At 65.2% G+C, this 18,522-nt stretch carries 17 protein-coding genes; 7 read left to right on the top strand and 10 right to left on the bottom strand.

The features are described 5' to 3' along the window. Positions 1-1,368: a replication initiation protein gene (locus WJ12_RS20645; protein ID WP_034187552.1), complete on the bottom strand. Its 1,368-nt coding sequence runs from the start codon at positions 1,366-1,368 to the stop codon at positions 1-3. Between the two features lie 1,822 nt (positions 1,369-3,190). On the opposite strand from WJ12_RS20645, the gene WJ12_RS20650 reads away from it, so the two are divergent. Next, positions 3,191-4,372: a DNA-binding protein gene (locus WJ12_RS20650; protein WP_059559277.1), complete on the top strand. Its 1,182-nt coding sequence runs from the start codon at positions 3,191-3,193 to the stop codon at positions 4,370-4,372. A 137-nt stretch (positions 4,373-4,509) separates the two neighbouring features. On the opposite strand, the gene WJ12_RS20655 is transcribed toward WJ12_RS20650, so the two are convergent. The 3 genes from WJ12_RS20655 to WJ12_RS20665 form a co-directional block, all read right to left on the bottom strand. Next, positions 4,510-5,529: a tyrosine-type recombinase/integrase gene (locus WJ12_RS20655; protein ID WP_034187551.1), complete on the bottom strand. Its 1,020-nt coding sequence runs from the start codon at positions 5,527-5,529 to the stop codon at positions 4,510-4,512. Between the two features lie 102 nt (positions 5,530-5,631). After that, positions 5,632-6,009, bottom strand: a complete 378-nt coding sequence (locus WJ12_RS20660; protein ID WP_049036022.1) for a DUF2471 family protein — start codon at positions 6,007-6,009, stop codon at positions 5,632-5,634. Between the two features lie 139 nt (positions 6,010-6,148). Further along, a complete protein-coding gene (locus WJ12_RS20665; protein ID WP_034187549.1) occupies positions 6,149-6,760 on the bottom strand; it encodes a helix-turn-helix domain-containing protein in 612 nt (203 codons plus the stop codon). A gap of 161 nt (positions 6,761-6,921) precedes the next feature. Between WJ12_RS20665 and WJ12_RS20670 the strand changes: the two genes are divergently transcribed. Further along, complete coding sequence (locus tag WJ12_RS20670; RefSeq protein ID WP_059559279.1) at positions 6,922-8,121, top strand: glycine C-acetyltransferase; 1,200 nt, start codon at positions 6,922-6,924, stop codon at positions 8,119-8,121. 13 nt (positions 8,122-8,134) lie between these two features. Then, positions 8,135-9,163 (top strand): L-threonine 3-dehydrogenase, encoded by a 1,029-nt coding sequence (gene tdh, locus WJ12_RS20675; protein WP_034187547.1) that lies wholly within the window; start codon positions 8,135-8,137, stop codon positions 9,161-9,163. Positions 9,164-9,545: 382 nt separating this feature from the next. On the opposite strand, the gene WJ12_RS20680 is transcribed toward tdh, so the two are convergent. Further along, positions 9,546-9,962 carry a hypothetical protein gene (locus WJ12_RS20680; protein WP_049036016.1) on the bottom strand — a complete coding sequence of 139 codons (417 nt, stop codon included), beginning with the start codon at positions 9,960-9,962 and terminating at the stop codon, positions 9,546-9,548. Between the two features lie 267 nt (positions 9,963-10,229). Between WJ12_RS20680 and WJ12_RS20685 the strand changes: the two genes are divergently transcribed. Beyond that, positions 10,230-10,835 (top strand): TetR/AcrR family transcriptional regulator, encoded by a 606-nt coding sequence (locus tag WJ12_RS20685; RefSeq protein ID WP_059559282.1) that lies wholly within the window; start codon positions 10,230-10,232, stop codon positions 10,833-10,835. Between the two features lie 63 nt (positions 10,836-10,898). Then, positions 10,899-11,378: a nuclear transport factor 2 family protein gene (locus tag WJ12_RS20690; RefSeq protein WP_049036013.1), complete on the top strand. Its 480-nt coding sequence runs from the start codon at positions 10,899-10,901 to the stop codon at positions 11,376-11,378. Between the two features lie 389 nt (positions 11,379-11,767). Here WJ12_RS20690 and WJ12_RS20695 read toward each other — a convergent pair whose 3' ends face one another. Further along, entirely contained in the window at positions 11,768-12,853 is a 1,086-nt protein-coding gene (locus tag WJ12_RS20695) for a tartrate dehydrogenase (RefSeq protein ID WP_034187543.1), read from the bottom strand. A 117-nt stretch (positions 12,854-12,970) separates the two neighbouring features. Between WJ12_RS20695 and WJ12_RS20700 the strand changes: the two genes are divergently transcribed. Then, positions 12,971-13,894 (top strand): LysR substrate-binding domain-containing protein, encoded by a 924-nt coding sequence (locus WJ12_RS20700; protein WP_059559284.1) that lies wholly within the window; start codon positions 12,971-12,973, stop codon positions 13,892-13,894. Between the two features lie 109 nt (positions 13,895-14,003). Here the strand turns inward: WJ12_RS20700 and argC are convergent, their stop codons facing one another. Next, entirely contained in the window at positions 14,004-14,945 is a 942-nt protein-coding gene (argC, locus tag WJ12_RS20705) for an N-acetyl-gamma-glutamyl-phosphate reductase (RefSeq protein WP_059559286.1), read from the bottom strand. A 122-nt stretch (positions 14,946-15,067) separates the two neighbouring features. On the opposite strand from argC, the gene WJ12_RS20710 reads away from it, so the two are divergent. Continuing rightward, positions 15,068-15,952, top strand: coding sequence for a LysR family transcriptional regulator (locus tag WJ12_RS20710; protein WP_049036010.1), 885 nt, complete (start codon positions 15,068-15,070; stop codon positions 15,950-15,952). 43 nt (positions 15,953-15,995) lie between these two features. Here WJ12_RS20710 and WJ12_RS20715 read toward each other — a convergent pair whose 3' ends face one another. From WJ12_RS20715 to WJ12_RS20725, 3 genes are read right to left on the bottom strand one after another with little or no spacing between them, the layout of a single operon-like run. Then, positions 15,996-16,460 (bottom strand): hypothetical protein, encoded by a 465-nt coding sequence (locus WJ12_RS20715; protein ID WP_059559287.1) that lies wholly within the window; start codon positions 16,458-16,460, stop codon positions 15,996-15,998. A gap of 60 nt (positions 16,461-16,520) precedes the next feature. Beyond that, positions 16,521-17,738 carry a patatin-like phospholipase family protein gene (locus WJ12_RS20720; RefSeq protein ID WP_034187538.1) on the bottom strand — a complete coding sequence of 406 codons (1,218 nt, stop codon included), beginning with the start codon at positions 17,736-17,738 and terminating at the stop codon, positions 16,521-16,523. After that, positions 17,735-18,520: a 3-hydroxybutyrate dehydrogenase gene (locus tag WJ12_RS20725; RefSeq protein WP_069245808.1), complete on the bottom strand. Its 786-nt coding sequence runs from the start codon at positions 18,518-18,520 to the stop codon at positions 17,735-17,737. Before WJ12_RS20725 ends, WJ12_RS20720 begins: the two co-directional genes overlap by 4 nt. Between the last annotated feature and the right edge of the window lie 2 nt (positions 18,521-18,522).

An 18,522-nucleotide genomic window follows, 5' to 3' on the forward strand; every position in this document is an offset into this window, starting at 1 on the left:
TCAGGCGGCCCGCGACTGGTTCAGCGTGAACGACAGCAGGTCGCCGTCCGTCGGCTCGCCCCAGGTCTTCTGGGCCAGCCAGTCGAAAAAGGCCGTCTCGGCCAGCTTGGAATCGAGGCCGCGCTTGCGCCAGTCGTCGCGCAGATGCGAGCCCATCGTCGGCAGCGCCTCCGCTTCGAACGATTCGCGCGCCACTTCGCGCTCCGCGTCGCCCTGCTCTTCGTACAACACCTTCGCTTCCTTGCGGCGGAACGCCGAGAACTCGCTCAGCAGGCGCGCCTTCAGGTCGTCAGGCTGGGCCGCCGCGACCTTCGCGGACGGCGTGCCGGCCGGCAGCGCATCGACCGACTCGACCGGCGGCGCATAACCCTTCTTCAGCGCATCCTTGAACAACGCCGGCGCGCTGCGCACCGGCGGCAGCGTCGTGCTGCGCATCCGCTGTTCGGTCATCTGCAGTGCGGCGCGAATCCGATTCTCCTCGCTGTCCGCATAGAGCGTCTGCGCTTCCTTCAGCGGGATTCCGAGCTTCACCATCCGGTCGACCAGCGTGCTGTCGAACACGTTCGGGTGTTCGTCGAGCGCGAGCATCGGCTGCTTGCGCTCGGTCACGCGGAACTGGATCTCCGCCACCCGGCGTCCTTCGCGGTGCTCGATCAGCTCGACGAAGATATTGGTGACCGCGTTGACTTCCGCGATCGCGGGGCGCAGGTAGTCGCGCTTGAAGTACTTGTACTCGCGCTTCGCCTCGTCGCCGGCTTCCGTATCGGGCGTACCCGACAGGATCGGCCGCCACCATTCCCACGGCTCGCGCATCGTCAGGTGGCTCGGGTTCGTCAGGTAGCGCACGCAGATCTCGTACAGTGCGAGACCCGCGCTGCTGCGCAGCTGGCTCTGGAACTGCAGGCTCAGGCGCGCGTACTGGACCGGGTCGAGCAGTTTCTTCTTGATCTTCGGCGCGAACGAGAATTCGACCCACACGCGGCGGGTCGTCGGATCCTCGAGAATTTCGGCGTCGGCGATCAGCGTCGAGATCCCCCACTTGCGGCCAGGCTTCTGGCTCGACGTCCCCGTGCTCCATTCGACCTGCACCGACACCATGCGGCGCAGGTGTTCCTTCACCAGTGCGGTGTCGTTCGAATCGAAAGCGGAGTTGGCAACGATGTCCGACAGCAGCGCGCGGTAGGTATCGCCCGAGTCGTCGGCCTGCTGCGCGACGGCCAGCAGGACATTGAACAGCTTGCGAGTGAGGAGCGTGATCTTGCCGCTTTTCGGCTGAATGGCAATCGCCTCGACGGCCTTGCGCAATTCGGCGGAACTGGCACTCACCACATCCACATCGGTTTTCTTGGCGCGCTTCGTCGTGGCCATACGTCGGGTCGGAGGTGAAGTTTCCCGGAAGGATAGCGCCTGCGGTGATGTGCGTCCAGAACGACATGCTCACCATAGCCGGTGAAGCACGCGTGCAAAACAGCACTCACCCCAGCGACTCCCGAAAACCCTCACCGGTCCGTCATTGCGGCGTTCCGGACTCTTCCAGACGTGCCGCGGGATGCGCGGATTCACAGAATTTCACCTGTGCTCGACACGTGCGGAATTCGCTCCCGTATCGGCTCACCTTTCGATTTGTCGTAATTTTGCGACTTCACGGCCGGGGGTTCGGCACAGGGTTGCGATTGCCTCGCACCCTGCGTTCCGGATCGCCTCGCGGCGGCCTGTATGCATGTACAGGCGCGGCTCGCGGGAAGATCGGAATCGGGTCCGGCGTTCGACACGGCGCCGCCGAAACCGGCTCGTGCGGCCCGATCGGGCCTGATTTGCAGGTCCGGGCGCGCATTGTACAGCGGCCCAATCGGATCAGGTCCCGAAAATACTCACCTTGAGCACAGCTTGTTCTTTTGCCTGGATGCCGACGAAGGCCCGACTCACGCGGGATTGACCGGTACCGCCTCCCGAAAACGCTCACCTTGCCGAAAAAAGGCTGTGCGTCGACAGGCACGGGAATGGCTCCCGAAAAACCTCACCGTAACCACCGCGGTATCAAAAACCTCAATGCGTTCCGATACTTATGCACAGAAGGCATTTGGCTGTGCGCGGTAGATGTCCCCCGAAAAGTCTCACCTTTCGGCGGGAATCCTTCATACGACGACCCTGGGTCCGCCCCCGAAAAATCTCACCTGTGCCAAAAAGTGGCACAGCAAAAACGAGATTTCTTCCAGTCCTGGCGGGCTTTTCGGCGAATTCGGCCGCTCAAGGGTCCCGAAAAGCCTCACCTTTGCCCATTTTTCGGGCAAATTCCATTCCCGAAAAGCCTCACCTGTGAGCGAGCGCACCGCCTGTGATCCATGCCCCGAAAAAGCTCACCTCAGCGGGATCAGGGCAGGAAAACCCGGATTTCCCTCCCGAAAAACCTCACCTTTAGGGCATCACGGGCCCCTGAACGCACTTTTGCTGTGCAAAATGGCGCTCGGTTCCCGGAAATCCTCACAGCAAAATCTCGCGGAGTCCCGTGAAACCTCACCTTTCGCCCAAACTGCCTAAAAGATGTGCAGAATCGGGGCGCAAAGAAGGTCCCGCAAATTCTCACCTGTGTCTGCACAGGCAGAAAACTGTGCAGTCAGGCAGCGCGCGGGTTCTGTGGTTGTGCGGCCCCGAAAACGCTCACCTTTGGGAAATCTCGTGTTTCACTGTGATCCCGAATCCGCTCACGACCTTTCCTGCAACGGCTCACGCTGCTCCCTGAACCCCATCACGTCAGCTCCCGCAGACGATCACCTTGGCTCCCGTAAAACTTCACCTTGTCGGCTGGAAAGCCTTGCTACATAAGGCTGTGCCGTGGCGTTAACGTTTTTAACTAAGGGTTCAAGGGTGTTTACTTCTAATACTCTCAAGACATCGGCTGACGAGTTTTCCACAGACACCCCAACCCCTGAACACCCGCCGGCAAACGGATCCGTCGGCATGTGAAACAAATGCCCAAATTCGGGGTCCGCAGGAAAATGCTTGTACAACAAAGACTTGGCTGCTTTTCTTCGCTTTGTTTCACGGAATCCCGAACCACATTCGTCCGGATAGGCTCACAAACCCGCTTTCTGTGCATTACGACGTAAATTCACCACGCCTGCACAAAATTGGTATCAGGAAATACGTATTTCGTTATGATTGCCACACTTCAACGTTTGTGAGCCTGGTCATGACCCTGGATGAAATGCGCCAAGTCATTCGCGACGAACTGGAATCGCTGCGTGCCAGCGGTGCACGTCGTCAGGAATTGTCGCTGCATGCATGCAAGCGGTTGTTCTTCGATCTCGGCATCCGGCCATCGGCCGCCAATGTCCGCGATCTCACCCAGACCGGCAGCGCCAGCGACATTCCGAAAGACATCGATCATTTCTGGGAGCGCATCCGTTCCGCGTCCAAGATTCGGCTCGACGGTGCGGCGATCCCGAAGGCCGTCGAGGAAAAAGCCGGTGCATTGCTCGGCGCACTCTATGAAGAAGCGCTGAAAGCCGCGCGCGACAGCCTCGATGACGATCGTGAACAGGTTCGCGCCGGCATGGCCGACGCCGAACGGCGGTTGCGCGACGCAACCATCCGCCAGCAGACGCTGGAAGAGGCGCTCGCCCGCGGCGAAGCCCGGAACGAGCAACTGCAGGCCCGCGTGACCGAACTCGAAGTTCAACTCGTGTCGCAATCGACGCACGGTTCGGCAAGCGAAGCCACGTTGCTCACCACAATCGCCCGACTGGAAAAGGAACTGGCCGCGGCGGCGGCCCGCGTCGACACCGAGCAGGCGCAAAACGCTGCGCTGCGCGACCGGATCGATGCATTGCAGGCCGAATTGCAGCAGCGCACCGAGCACTACGCGCAGCAAATCAAGGACGCCGTGGCCGAAGCCGAACGCCGCGTCAAGCCGATGCTGGTCGAGCTGGACTCGTTGCGCAGCATGGCGTCGAGCTATCAGAGCGGGTTACGCGACGTTCAGCGCAAGGAATTCGATTTTCTGCAGCAACTGAGTTCGGCCAAGGCCCGCGCAGACCGGCTCGAAGAACAGCTGCGCACCCAGGGCGATGAGCTGGAACGCGCGACTCGCGACGCGAATGCGCTCCGCGCGAGCCGAGGAATGAATCCGGAAATCGCCGCGCTGATCCGGCGCCTGGCGGATGCCGGGCAGCTGGATGCGGAAGCGTTTTCCGCGATCGGCACCGCACTGGATCAGGACATTCCGGTGCCGGCCGAGTGCCCGCATTGCGACGGGGAGCCCGAGCTGTCACACAGCGAAGAAGGGTTTGAAGTGGCGTGCCCGGAATGCGAACACGCGTCGGGCGCATGGCCGTCCCGGTTCGAAGCCGTCGCGCGTTTTGCGCGTTCCTGACCCGAAGATCGGCAGCGCCTGCACAGGTGAGAGGATCCGGGACGCTTGAGGTGAGGTTTTTCGGGAGCCGTGAAACGGTGAGGCTGCGTCACGCAAGGCTGCTCACGGATCGTGTCGCGTGAGCAGCCGTTTCCGGATCAGTGAGTTTCGTCGCTGTCGGTTGCGTCACCGTTGTGCGCGGCCAGGCCATCGCGCCAGTTTTTCCACGCGCGATGCAGGCGGTTCGACGAGACCGGCCGCATGAAGCCCAGCCATTTACCCACGCGCTCGGGTGGCACATCGTGTTCGAACAGTTCGGCCGCATAGGTATTGCGCAGCGTCTGCGGGCTCGCACGCGCGGTGCGCGATGACGTGAGCCCGGCCGATTCGACGATCGCGTCGATCGCGCGCAGCATCGTCGCCTTGTGCATCGGCCGCCCGGCGTGCGATGCCGGGAACACGAGCTCTCCGGGGATGTCCTGGCGCTTGCGTTCGGTGAGCCATGCCTCGAGCAGCGCGATCGCAAACGACGCCAGATGGGTTTCGCGCGCGTAATCCGGATGCGCCGCCTCGATCCGCAGCGACGTGCCGCTCGTATTGATGCAACTAATCGTGAGTGCCCGCGCTTCGCCGGTCTTGATGCCGGCGCCGAGAAACGCGGCGACGAGCGCCCGGTCGCGCCGTTCTTTCCAGTACGCGGAACCCGATACGCCGATCGGCGAAAACAGATAGGCGAGCAACGTCGCGCGCTCGGCCGGGGTGAGGAAGCCGGTCGGCTCGTTGTCGCGTGCCTTGCGCCAGTTCGCTTCGCCATCCTGAGCAATGAAGCGAGCCGGGTTCGTCGATGCGTATTCGGTGCGCCGGATGTGGTCGAGCACACGCTCGATCAGGCGCAGATAGCGCATGCGCTGCGTTTTCCTGATCGGCAGCTCCCCGACGAAGTTGGCGATGGTTGCCGTGTCGACCGTTGCCAGATTCTTTTGATGTGCACGCATCCACGTGAGAAAGGCGCCCCATTGCGCGCGATAGACGTCGGCCGACGAGCGACGATAGTCCTGCATCGCAAGCCATGCGTCGAACGCGGCTTCGGGCGAGACGATCCAGTCGGATGCGCCGCGGTCGAACAGATCCGGTTCTTCCGGGCGTGCGGCGGTGCCGGGCGAGGTGGGAAGGGACATGGTATTTATTCCGTTAGTTGCGTATATGGTAGCCCTTTCCGCAACGTCTCGGGCAGCAGGAGGCTGGACCGGCCGCCGTGCGCAACGGCCGGGGCTCGGCCATCAGTCGCCCCACGCCTTGGACGGACGATGAGCACGCTCGCGAGGCGCCGTGTCGTGCGACGCGGCCGCGGCTTCATACGCGAGGACCGCGAACGAAAAGACGGCGGGCAGCGCATTCGAGCGCCCGAAGTCGATGGGGTCGTCCGTTTCGGGAAACGTCATGTCCGACGGTCGTTCGAACAGTTGACGCATGCCGGCTTCGTGCCGGCTGGCAAAGCCGAGGTCGGCGAGCGCCTCGGCTTCGATCGCGTGCAGCAGGCGCCACGTGAGCGGCACGCGCTGGCGGATGTAGCGCCCGGCGATATGTCGGACGATCAGTTCGAGATCGTGCGCGGCAGCCTTGAAGCTGAGCGCGGCCAAATCTTGTTCTTCTGTCATTGCAGGCTCCTGTCGACCGGGGCGGGCGCCTCGGTGCGCCGGCTCCGGCCCGTGCATGGCGGAATGTCCGTATACTGTACAAACATACAGTGTTTTCCGCAACTGGCCTGCATGGCCTGTTGGCCAGCTATCCGTGCCGTCAGCGATGGATCACGATCAGCAGTGCCCGCGCTTCGGCCTTGCCGGGGTTGCGGATCGCGTGCGGCTCGTCGGCCGGGTAGCGTGCGGTGTCGCCCACTTTCAGGCGCCGGCTGGCCGCGGCGGCTTCGATTTCCATCGCGCCCTGCAGCACGGTGAGGTGCTCGCGCGTGCCGGGTTCGTGTGCGTTCGATACCAATGCACCGCCGCCCGGCAGCGTCAGTTCGTACCACTCGAACTTGCCGGCGAGGTCGATCGGGCCCCATACGCGCAGCTGGTACCGGCCGTCGTGGCCGGCGAGCGTCGGAATGTCGTGCGGGCCGTCCACACGGATCGTCTCGGGCGCCTTCGGCTGCGAGAACAATTCGTCGAGCGTGATGCCGAGCGCATTCGTCAGCCGCCACGCGACGGCGATCGTCGGGTTGGCCTTGTCGCGTTCGATTTCGGAGAGCATCGATTTCGATACGCCGGCCGCGCGCGACAGGTCGTCGAGCGTCAGCTTGCGCTCGTTGCGCAGCCGCTGGATCTGTTCGCCGACACGCGGCGGTGTCGCGGCCGGCGGCTGCGGTGCGGCACCGGCAGGCGTGCGCCGCGATCCGGGGGAACTTGCCATTTGGATTCCGTTCGCTTAGAGTTGTTCGATATTTCGAATTCTAGTTCGGAATATCGGATAAATGCGGTCAACCGAACGACCGACTATAACAGTAGCAGGCCGTTGCGCCGCCGCCACGAGCGGTGCGCTGCGGAATGCGAATCCCTGTCAGGAGCTTTGCGATGCGTGATGCCTTTCTCGCCCAGGTGCGCGGGACGCTCGACCAGATCCGCGCGGACGGTTTTTACAAGACCGAGCGCGAGATCGCGAGTCCCCAGGCGGCGGCCGTGACGCTCGCCGGCGGTGCCGGCGTGCTCAATTTCTGCGCGAACAACTATCTGGGTCTGGCGAACGATCCGCGCCTGATCGATGCGGCGAAGGCCGGCCTCGACCAGGACGGCTTCGGCATGGCATCGGTGCGCTTCATTTGCGGCACGCAAACCGTCCACAAGCAACTGGAACGCGCGCTGGCCGCGTTTCTCGGCACCGAGGACAGCATCCTCTATTCGAGCTGCTTCGACGCGAACGGCGGGCTGTTCGAGACGCTGCTCGACGAGAACGACGCGATCATCAGCGATGAGCTGAACCACGCGAGCATCATCGACGGCATTCGCCTCTGCAAGGCGAAGCGCTTCCGCTACAAGAACAACGACCTGGCCGACCTCGAGGCGAAGCTCAAGGAAGCCGACGCGGCGGGCGCGCGCCACAAGCTGATCGCGACCGACGGCGTGTTCTCGATGGACGGCATCATCGCCGACCTGAAAGGCATCTGCGATCTCGCCGATCGCTACGGCGCGCTCGTGATGGTCGACGATTCGCACGCGGTCGGCTTCATCGGCGCGCACGGCCGCGGCACGCCCGAGCACTGCGGCGTCGAAGGCCGCGTCGACATCATCACGGGCACGCTCGGCAAGGCGCTCGGCGGCGCATCGGGCGGTTATGTCGCCGCGCGTCGCGAGGTGATCGAACTGCTGCGCCAGCGCTCGCGTCCGTACCTGTTCTCGAACACGCTCACACCGAGCATTGCCGCGGCATCGCTGAAGGTGCTGGAACTGCTCGGCAGCGACGAAGGCGCGAAGCTGCGCGCGCGCGTGCGCGAGAACGGCGTGCGTTTCCGCCAGCAGATGACCGAAGCGGGCTTCACGCTCGTCCCCGGCGCGCATCCGATCATCCCGGTGATGCTCGGCGACGCGCAGCTCGCGACGAACATGGCCGACAAGTTGCTCGGTGAAGGCGTCTACGTGATCGGCTTTTCGTTCCCGGTCGTGCCGCGTGGCCGCGCGCGCATCCGTACGCAGATGAGCGCCGCGCATACGCCCGAGCAGATCGACCAGACGGTCGCCGCGTTCGTGCGCGTCGGCCAGTCGCTCGGCATCATCTGACGGAGGCGCGACCATGAAAGCACTGGCAAAGCTCGAACGCGGCCCCGGTCTCACGCTCACGCGCGTGAAGCGTCCGGAAGTCGGCCACAACGACGTGCTGATCAAGATCCGCCGCACGGCGATCTGCGGCACCGATATCCATATCTGGAAGTGGGACGACTGGGCGCAGAAGACGATCCCCGTGCCGATGCACGTCGGTCACGAATACGTCGGGGAGATCGTCGAGATGGGGCAGGAAGTGCGCGGCTTCGCGATCGGCGATCGCGTGTCCGGCGAAGGCCACATCACGTGCGGCTTCTGCCGCAACTGCCGCGCGGGGCGCCGGCATCTGTGCCGCAACACGGTCGGCGTCGGCGTGAACCGCGAAGGCGCGTTCGCCGAGTATCTGGCGATTCCGGCGTTCAACGCGTTCAAGATTCCGCCGGAGATCTCCGACGATCTCGCGTCGATCTTCGATCCGTTCGGCAACGCGACGCATACGGCGCTGTCGTTCAACCTCGTCGGCGAAGACGTGCTGATCACCGGCGCGGGCCCGATCGGCATCATGGCCGTCGCGATCGCGAAGCACGTCGGCGCGCGCAACGTCGTGATCACCGACATCAACGACTACCGGCTGGAACTCGCCCGCAAGATGGGGGCGACGCGTGCGGTCAACGTCGCACGCGAGTCGCTGCGCGACGTGATGGCCGACCTGCACATGACCGAAGGCTTCGACGTCGGTCTCGAGATGTCGGGCGTGCCGAGCGCGTTCACGAGCATGCTCGAGGCGATGAACCACGGCGGCAAGGTCGCGCTGCTCGGCATCCCGCCCGCGCAGACGGCGATCGACTGGAACCAGGTGATCTTCAAGGGGCTCGAGATCAAGGGCATCTATGGCCGCGAGATGTTCGAGACCTGGTACAAGATGGTCGCGATGCTGCAGAGCGGCCTCGACCTGTCGCCGATCATCACGCATCGCTTCGCGGCCGACGATTACGAGCAAGGCTTCGCCGCGATGCTGTCCGGCGAAAGCGGCAAGGTGATTCTCGACTGGACGGCCTGAGTCGAGTATCGAGACGGGGCAGGGCGGCGCGTTTGCCGCCTGCCCCGCTTTCGTTGACATGCACATCGTCGGCATCGACGTGCGTGATTCAACGCTTGAGGTGAGACTATTCGGGAGCTGTGTTTGCGGGCGCGAATCGCACATCGGTGACTTGCGATTGCCCGTTCGCTTCACCTGTCAGCCTCTGCTTCGCTTCTTCCGTTTACGCCGTTCGGCGCCTGCCCTCCCTTTCCACGTGCTTCCCTGCTTCGCTCGCCGAGCGCTCGTTCGCGATGCGCCGCCAGCGAGGCCGAATCGAATCGCGCCATCAACCGTGAGCCTGCGAACGTCGTTGCGACTCACTCATACGCGTCGCGCACGGCGTTCGACGGTGCGCGGATCGCTACCTGCTTTCTTCACCCTTCAACCATCGCGGTTCGAGCTGAAGATTCAGCACGACGAGCCAGCGTTTCGGGCATTGCGGCGCAACGTCAACGGGATCGCCGTGTGCACCGGGAACGGTGACGAACCCGTGCTGCGCCGCGTACCGATACGCGCGCAGGGCATCCGCCTGCAGCCAGAAGCTGACGAGCGCGCACGTCACGAAACGGAACAGCAGCACCGTTGCGGCGTCCGGCGCGAAACCGGCCGCGACCAGCAGGCGGTCGAACGCGAACGTCAGCACATGCGCAACCGCGATCGTGACGATCGTCAGCTTCATCACGCCGCGCAGCCGCAGCGCAGCACGCACGCGCGCCTGGCGGACGTCGAGCGGTGCGCGATCGTTTCCGCCGTCGCGTTTCGGCACGTCGTGTTTCATGACGCGGCACCTGCTTGCCGCACGACGACGCGGCCGACGAGCCGCTTCGCATAAGCCGCATGAGCGCGCGCGGGGCGCGCGGATTCCGGTCGCTGCATGATGTCCTTGTGCCCAGACAGGGTGACCGAAGTGTAGTGAGCGCCCCGTATCGCCTTCAAGAAAAAATGTCGTAAACGCGCGCCGTCAGGCCGCGCTTCAGCCCTTTTGACGACAGGGCTTTTTCACACGGGGGTTGACGATGGAGAACGATCGTTCTACCGTAAACGCATGAACCCATCTCACGACTCCTCCGGCGAACCGGGTGTTCGCGACCGGCTGCTCGACGCGGCCGAAGCGCTGATCTATTCGGGCGGCATCCACGCAACGGGCATCGATGCGATCGTCAAGCGATCCGGCGCGGCACGCAAGAGCGTTTATTCGCATTTCGAATCGAAAGAGGCGCTGGTGGTCGCCGCCCTCGAACGCCGCGACGAGCGCTGGATGCGCTGGTTCGTCGATGCCACGCAGGCACGCGGCAAGGCGCCGCGCGCGCAGCTGCTCGGCATGTTCGACGTGCTGCGCGACTGGTTCGGGCAGCCCGACTTTCACGGCTGCGCGTTCCTGAATACGTCGGGCGAAATCCCCGACGCCGACGATCCCGTGCGTGTCGTCGCGCGCGAGCACAAGGCACGGCTGCTGGCATTCGTGCGCGCGTGCTTCGATGCGTACGCCGACGAAGCCGGCATCGAGCGCCGCGGGCTCGCCCGCCTCGCGCGCCAGTGGCTCGTGCTGATCGACGGCGCGATCGGCGTGGCGCTCGTCAGCGGCGATGCAAACGTCGCGCGCGATGCGCGCGCGACGGCTGAACTGCTGCTCGATACCGTGTCGCGGTAGCCGACGCAGCGAATTCGAACCGGCTGCGTTCGTTCGCGGCCAGAACCTGAACAGGAGCAACCCATGTCCGCTTCCCCCGAAGTCCGCCCGCCCGTTCCGCCCTTCACGCTCGAAACGGCACGCCAGAAGGTGCGCGCCGCCGAGGACGCGTGGAATACGCGCGACCCGCAACGCGTGTCGCTCGCCTATACGCCGCAAAGCCGATGGCGCAATCGCGCGGAGTTCGTGACGGGCCGCGACGAGATCGTCGGGCTGTTGCAGCGGAAGTGGACGCGCGAACTCGACTACCGGCTGATCAAGGAGCTGTGGGCGTTCGACGGCAATCGCATCGCGGTGCGTTTTGCGTACGAATGGCGCGACGACGCGGGCAACTGGTTCCGCTCGTACGGCAACGAGAACTGGGAGTTCGACGAGAACGGCCTGATGGCGCATCGTCATGCGAGCATCAATGATCTGCCGATTCGCGAGGCGGATCGGCTTTATCACTGGCCGCTCGGCCGTCGCCCGGACGATCATCCGGGGCTGTCCGACCTCGGGCTGTGAGATGCGTGTCGACTCGGCGGAACGCCGCACGCCTCGCCGAGGTTCAATGGTGAGGAAATTCGGGAGTCGATGCGCTGAGGTGAGATTATTCGGGAGGAGGTGAAATGTCGCGTCGGACTGTGTACTTCGCGCAGATCGACGCGACATGGCGCGGGTGATGCAGGCACGTCGATGCGCATCGGTGTGTTCCGCCGCGTGATGCATCTCACCGATCTCATCGGGTCAGGCATCGCCGATCGGTGTGCGCACGCGTGACGTGCCACTCACCGATCGGATCGACTTCGTTGCGCACGCGTCCGGCGAGGCTGCACGAGTGCGCGAACGCATCGCGTGTTGCTCACCGCGCACGGATGCACGAAGTGCTGCCCGGCCCGCGCCGGGCATGACCGTCAGCCCGCGATCCGCGCGGCGATCGCCTCACCCACTGCCTGCGTCCCTGCGTCACCGCCGAGATCGCGCGTACGCGGCCCGGTGCGCAGCACATCCTCGATCGCGGCGACGATCGCGTCGTGGGCTTCGCGTTCGCGGCCCGCGCCGTTACCGAGGAAATCGAGCATCATCGCGGCCGACCAGATCATCGCGACCGGGTTCGCGATGTATTGCCCCGTGATGTCGGGCGCGGAACCGTGCACGGGTTCGAACAGCGACGGGAACGTGCGGTCCGGGTTCAGGTTCGCCGACGGCGCGATGCCGATCGTGCCCGTGCAGGCCGGCCCGAGATCCGACAGGATGTCGCCGAACAGGTTCGATGCGACGACGACGTCGAAGCGGTCCGGCTGCAGCACGAAGCGCGCGCACAGGATGTCGATGTGCTGCTTGTCGACGGCGATCTCCGGATAGCGTTCGGCCATGTCGGCCGCGCGCGCATCCCACCATGGCATGCTGATCGCGATGCCGTTGCTCTTCGTCGCGACGGTGAGGCGCTTCGCGCGCCGCTGCGCGAGCTCGAATGCGAATTTCAGCACGCGTTCGGTGCCGTGCCGCGTGAAGATCGATTGCTGCATCACGACTTCGCGATCGGTGCCTTCGAACATCGTGCCGCCGACCGACGAATATTCGCCCTCGGTGTTCTCGCGCACGATCATGAAGTCGATGTCGCCCGGGCGGCGGCCGGCGAGCGGCGACGGCACGCCGTCGAACAGGCGCGCGGGCCGCAGGTTGATGTACTGGTCGAATTCGCGGCGGAATTTCAGCAGCGAGCCCCACAGCGAGATGTGATCGGGCACCGTTGCGGGCCAGCCGACCGCGCCGAACAGGATCGCGTCCATGCCCGACAGCTGCGCCTTCCAGTCGTCCGGCATCATCTTGCCGTGCTGCGCGTAGTAGTCGCAGCTCGCCCAGTCGATCTCGACGAAGTCGAAGCGGATGCCGAAGCGCGCGGTCACGGCCGCGAGCGCACGCAGGCCCTCGGGCATCACTTCGCGGCCGATGCCGTCGCCGGGAATCACGGCAATTCTGTAAGTCCTGTCGGTCATGCAAATCTCCTTGGCTGGTCGGCCGGCTGCCGAGGGAGGCGGCGGCCCGTCACGTCATTCTATTTATTTCCATTCGGATTAGAATCGTGTGAAAGGTTAATCGACTTTCCACGAATCGTGAACAAATCACCGAATCTCGACGACCTGCGCGTGTTCAGCCTGGTCGTCCGCCTGACGAGCTTCAGCGCGGCAGCCGAGCAGCTCGCGGTGTCGCCCGCGTACGTCAGCAAGCGCATCGCGCTGCTCGAGGCGCAGCTCGGTACGCGCCTGCTGCATCGCTCGACGCGCCGCGTGACGGTTACGGAAGCCGGCGAACGCGTGTTCGCGCGTGCCGAGAAGATTCTGGACGACGTCGATCATCTCGTCGAGGACGTGTCGACCACGCGCACGGTGCCGCGCGGCACGCTGCGCATCTCGAGCAGCTTCGGTTTCGGCCGGCATGTCGTCGCGCCGGCGCTGCTCGACTTCAGCGCGCGCTACCCGCAACTGAACGTGCGGCTCGATCTGTTCGACCGGCTCGTCGATGTCGCGGGCGAAGGCTACGACCTCGACGTGCGCATCGGCGACGAGATCGCCGATCACCTGATCGCGCGCCGCCTCGCCGCGAACCATCGCGTGCTGTGCGCGTCGCCCGACTATCTCGCACGACGCGGCACGCCGCGCTCGCTCGCGGATCTCGCGTCGCACGACTGTCTGGCGATCAAGGAGCGCGATCATCCGTTGGGTGTATGGCGACTGAACGTGCGCGGCGAGACGGTCACGGTGAAGGTCGGCGGCGCACTGTCGACGAACCACGGCGAGGTGGCCGTGCAATGGGCGCTTGCCGGGCGCGGGATCGTGTTGCGCTCGATCTGGGAGGCCGCGCCGCTGATCGAACGCGGTGAACTGTGTCGCGTGCTGCCGGACGCGATTCAGCCCGCGAACATCTGGGCCGTGTATCCGGAACGCGTGGCGGCGTCGGCGAAGGTGCGCGTGTGCGTGGACTTTCTGGCGGAGACGCTGGCCGGCATGAATGCCGCGGCGGGCGGCGATACGGCCTGAAATAGGCTAAAGGTGAGCTTTTACGGGGGCGTGCGCAGGCATCGGCACAGCGCCGGATGCGACGCCGGTCGGCCTGGCGGGCAGGCCTTCGACGATGCCTGCGCGCAAATTACGCCGCGCTCGACGCACCGAGCATCAGGTCGAGATTCTGTACGGCTGCACCGGATGCCCCTTTGCCGAGATTGTCGAACACGGCGGACAGCAGCACCTGACCGTGATCCTCGTTGACGAATACGCCGAGCCGCAGGTCATTGGTGCCGTTCAGCGCTTGCGGATCGAGATGCGTGATCGCGCGCGCCTCGGCAAGCGGCGTGACGTCGACGTGACGCGCACCGGCGTAATGGTGCGCGAGACACGCATGCAACCGCTCACCGGTCACGCCGGCCGGCAGCAAGCGCAGTTCGATCGGTATGGTGAGCACGATACCTTGCCGGTAGGCACCGTAGGCCGGCACGAAGAACGGGCGGTGCGCGAGCCCGGCGTGCAGCCGGATCTCGGGCGCATGCTTGTGCTCGAGTGCCAGGCCGTACACCTGCAGCGGCCGCCCGCGTGCGGCGGCATCACCCGATTCGAATGCTTCGACGGCCGCCCGTCCGCCTCCCGAGTAACCGGAAACCGCATGAATGCTCACCGGGTAGTCGCGCGGCAGCAGGCCGGCCTGTTGCAGCGGGCGAAGCAGGCCGATCGCGCCTGTCGGATAGCAGCCCGGATTGGTGACGCGCTTTGCGTGCGCGATGTGCTGCGCGTGTCCGTCGGCCATCTCGGGAAAGCCGTAGACCCATTCGGGTTGCGTGCGGTGAGCGGAACTCGCATCGATCACGCGTACCGCCGGGTTCCGGATGAAACCGACCGCTTCGCGCGCGGCCGCATCGGGCAGGCACAGGATCGCGATGTCGCACGCGTTGAGCGCGTCGGCGCGGCGTACGGGGTCCTTGCGTTCGGCAGCCGGCAGCGTGAGCAGCCGCATGTCGGCGCGGTCGCGCAGGCGCTCGTGAATCAGCAGTCCGGTCGTGCCCTGGTCGCCGTCGATGAAGACAGTGGGAAAGCGCATGATGGTCGTGTTCCTCGCGTTCGGTCGTCGGGGGAAAGCCGTATCGTCCATCGAACGCCTAGAATAGGAAAAGTTGAATTTACTGACTATCCGATTCAGCTTTCCTGAACGAGAGGTGCTTGATGCGCGAGATCAGTCTCGATCGCCTGCGTACGCTGGTCGCGATTGCCGACCAGGGATCCTTCGTCGCGGCGGCGCAATGGCTTCATCTCGCGCCGCCGACCGTCAGTCTTCATATCGCCGAATTGGAAAGCCGTGTCGGCGCGCCGCTGCTGTCCCGCACGCGCGGAAACGTGCGGCCGTCGACGATCGGTGAAGTGCTGGTGGAGCGAGCGCGGCGTCTGCTGGCCGAGGTCGAGGCCACGCTGGACGACGTGCAGCGACAGGTGCAGGGGCTGACCGGGCGGGTACGCCTCGGCGCATCGACCGGGGCGATCGCGCACCTGTTGCCGCAGGCGGTGGCGCGGCTGCGCGAACAGCATCCGGATATCGACGTCCAGATCGCGGTGCTCACGTCGCAGGACACGCTGGCGCGCATCGCGCAGGGCACGCTCGACGTCGGGCTGGTGGCGCTGCCGCAGGCGCCGGTCGCGGGGCTGTCGATCCGCGCATGGCGGCGCGATCCGGTGATGGCCTTCCTGCCCGCGGACTGGCGGCTTCCGGCGCGTGTGACGCCGGCCTATCTGGCGGCGCGTCCGCTGATTCTCAACGATGCGACCACGCGCCTGTCACGGCTCACGACGGAATGGTTCGCGCTCGGGGGCCATCGGCCCGAGCCGCGGATCGAGCTCAACTACAACGATGCGATCAAGAGCCTGGTCGCCGCGGGTTATGGGGCGACGCTGCTGCCGCACGAGGCCGGGGCGCCGCTGCCGGATGCGCGCATCGTCATGCGGCCGCTGCGCCCGGCGTTGTGGCGCGAACTGGGTATTGCCCATCGGGCCGGCCCCGTCGAACGAGCGACGCAGCATGTGCTCGATGCGCTGCGGGCGGTCGGCGCGCGATAGCGGATCGCGGCGCGGTTGCCCGCGCGCGCCGGGCGCGCATTGTTCAGAGCCGGTTGTCCTTCGCGAGCATCAGCACGCGTGCCCAGCGCTGCGCGTCGCGCTTGTCCGTCATCGGCAGCTTCCATTCGCCGCGCCCGGCGTCGCGCACACGTACGACGAGATGCCAGCGGCCGCCGATCGGGGCAGCCTGGCAGCCGTCGAGCTGCGACAGCGTATAACGACCGTCGGCGCCGTCGTGCGACAGCCAGAGCAGCCCTTGCGTCGCGGACAGCCGCAACTCGCCCCACGCGCGATGCACGATGTGCGTCCAGCCGTCTTCCTTCGTATTCGGTGCGATGTCGCGGCGGCGCTTGATCCACCACGCGACCAGTGCGATCGCGATGGCGGCGGCGAGCACGGCGGCCGCGATCGCGACCGGCTGGCCGAACTGCGCGGCGATGACGTGAAACAGGTGAACCGCGCCCCATCCAATCGCGATGAGCGCGAATAGTGCAATGAAAATCGGCATGGTGAATCTGAAAGGAGAACGGCCCGGCGCATGCATCGCGCCGGGCCGCCGTACACGGCATTACCGGCGGCGGTGAATGTCGTGCGTGACGAAGCCCGCGTCGTTGTTGGGCAGCGCGAGGCCGTCCTTCACCGCGAGCGTCTTGCGGATGTCGTCGAGCCCCGCGGACCAATGGTCGCGCATCGTCGACAGACCGAACTGATAGTCCTTGTAGTGATGCTCGTACGCCTTCTGCTGGTAGATCAGGTGCTGGATGTTGTACTTCTTCCCGCTCGACATCGCTTCTGCCTCGACGCACCACGGGTCGTTCTTGCGCTGCTCTTCCGGCACTTGTTCGAGCACGTGACGCAGCACGTTGCGATAGCGCTGTTCGCGCTGCAGCGTGTCGGTGACGAAACGCGTACGGCTCGAATATTGCACGTCCTTCGTGCGTTCGGCGACGTCGGCCATCGTGCGCGGCAGCGGCCCGCGTGCGCTCCACAGATCGACCTGGAACGCGAGCGTGTCGCGGCGCGGCCGGGCGCGGAGCACTTCCATCAGCGGCGTGTTCGACACGACGCCGCCGTCCCAGTAATACTCGCCGTCGATCTCGACGGGCGGGAACGCGGGCGGCAGCGCACCGGACGCCATGAAGTGCTCGGGCGCGAGGCGGATGCGCGAGTTGTCGAAGTACACGAAGTTGCCGGTGCCGACGTTGACCGCGCCGACCGACACGCGTGTCTCGCCCGAATTGATCCGGTCGAAATCGCACAGTTTCAGCAGCGTCGTGCGCAGCGCCGACGTGTCGTACCAGCTGATTTTCTCGGGATGGTCGGACACGCCCGGCAGCGGCGGCGGAAAGCGCGGCACGAAGAAGCCTTGCTGGCCCTGCATCATCGCGCTGGCCGCCTGCGACGCCGTGAAGAACGTGCGGATCTGGTCGATGCTGTTGAACAGCGCGAATTCGAACGCGGCCGGAACCGTCGGAAAGAATGCCGGCTGGCAGATCGTTTCCCAGAACTCGCGCAGGCGCTCGACGCGATGCTCGGGCGCATTGCCGGCGATCAGCGCGGTGTTCAGCGCGCCGATCGAGATGCCCGCGATCCAGTCGAGCGGAACGCCCGCCTCGTGCAGTCCTTCGAACACGCCGGCCTGGTACGCGCCGAGCGCGCCGCCGCCCTGCAGGACGAGCGCGATCGTTTCGTACGGCAGCGATCGCGCGGGGGCCGGCGCGCCGGCTTCGTGTTGCAGGTCCGCCGCATCGACGGCCTGCTTTTCCGTGCGGGCGTGCGGCTTCATTGCATGAACCAGCCGTGGCTGACGATGAACGACTGGCCCGTGAGCGCGGCGCTCGGGAACGCCGACAGGAACAGCACCGTCTGCGCGACGTCCTGCACCGTCGTGAACACGCCGTCGACCGTGTTGCCGAGCATCACCTTCTTCACCACTTCCTCTTCGCTGATGCCGAGCTCCTTGGCCTGCTCCGGAATCTGCTTGTCGACCAGCGGCGTGCGCACGAAGCCCGGACACACGACGTGCGAGCGCACGTTGTGCTTCGCGCCTTCCTTCGCCAGCACGCGGGCGAGGCCCAGCAGGCCATGCTTGGCCGTCACGTACGCCGACTTCAGCGGCGACGCTTCGTGCGAGTGCACCGAACCCATGTAGATCACGACGCCGCCGCGATCGTCCTTGTACATGTGCTTGAGCGCGGCCTTCGTCGTCAGGAACGCGCCGTCGACGTGGATCGCCTGCATCTTCTTCCAGTCGGAGAACGAATAGTTCTCGATCGGGTTGACGATCTGGATGCCGGCGTTCGACACGAGGATGTCGACCGAGCCGAATGCCTCGGCAACCTTGTCGATGCCGCTGTTCACGGCGTCCTCGTTCGTCACGTCCATCGCGACGCCGATCGCCTTGCCGCCCGCCTTGTTGATCTCGTCGGCGACCGCGTTCGCGCCGTCCTGGTTCAGGTCGGCGATCGCGACGGCCGCGCCCGCCTTGGCGAGCTCGAGGGCGATTTCCTTGCCGATGCCGCTCGCGGCGCCCGTGACGACTGCGGTCTTGCCATTCAGGTTGCTCATGT

The sequence above is a fragment of the Burkholderia seminalis genome, from assembly GCF_001718535.1.
Lineage (GTDB): Bacteria > Pseudomonadota > Gammaproteobacteria > Burkholderiales > Burkholderiaceae > Burkholderia > Burkholderia seminalis.

Coding starts and splice junctions, on each gene's coding strand:
- WJ12_RS20680 (WP_049036016.1), bottom strand. CDS start 9,962: ATGAAACACGACGTGCCGAAACGCGACGGCGGAAACGATCGCGCACCG.
- WJ12_RS20690 (WP_049036013.1), top strand. CDS start 10,899: ATGTCCGCTTCCCCCGAAGTCCGCCCGCCCGTTCCGCCCTTCACGCTC.
- tdh (WP_034187547.1), top strand. CDS start 8,135: ATGAAAGCACTGGCAAAGCTCGAACGCGGCCCCGGTCTCACGCTCACG.
- WJ12_RS20725 (WP_069245808.1), bottom strand. CDS start 18,520: ATGAGCAACCTGAATGGCAAGACCGCAGTCGTCACGGGCGCCGCGAGC.
- WJ12_RS20660 (WP_049036022.1), bottom strand. CDS start 6,009: ATGACAGAAGAACAAGATTTGGCCGCGCTCAGCTTCAAGGCTGCCGCG.
- WJ12_RS20685 (WP_059559282.1), top strand. CDS start 10,230: ATGAACCCATCTCACGACTCCTCCGGCGAACCGGGTGTTCGCGACCGG.
- WJ12_RS20650 (WP_059559277.1), top strand. CDS start 3,191: ATGACCCTGGATGAAATGCGCCAAGTCATTCGCGACGAACTGGAATCG.
- WJ12_RS20720 (WP_034187538.1), bottom strand. CDS start 17,738: ATGAAGCCGCACGCCCGCACGGAAAAGCAGGCCGTCGATGCGGCGGAC.
- WJ12_RS20665 (WP_034187549.1), bottom strand. CDS start 6,760: ATGGCAAGTTCCCCCGGATCGCGGCGCACGCCTGCCGGTGCCGCACCG.
- WJ12_RS20695 (WP_034187543.1), bottom strand. CDS start 12,853: ATGACCGACAGGACTTACAGAATTGCCGTGATTCCCGGCGACGGCATC.
- WJ12_RS20655 (WP_034187551.1), bottom strand. CDS start 5,529: ATGTCCCTTCCCACCTCGCCCGGCACCGCCGCACGCCCGGAAGAACCG.
- argC (WP_059559286.1), bottom strand. CDS start 14,945: ATGCGCTTTCCCACTGTCTTCATCGACGGCGACCAGGGCACGACCGGA.
- WJ12_RS20715 (WP_059559287.1), bottom strand. CDS start 16,460: ATGCCGATTTTCATTGCACTATTCGCGCTCATCGCGATTGGATGGGGC.
- WJ12_RS20710 (WP_049036010.1), top strand. CDS start 15,068: ATGCGCGAGATCAGTCTCGATCGCCTGCGTACGCTGGTCGCGATTGCC.
- WJ12_RS20670 (WP_059559279.1), top strand. CDS start 6,922: ATGCGTGATGCCTTTCTCGCCCAGGTGCGCGGGACGCTCGACCAGATC.
- WJ12_RS20645 (WP_034187552.1), bottom strand. CDS start 1,368: ATGGCCACGACGAAGCGCGCCAAGAAAACCGATGTGGATGTGGTGAGT.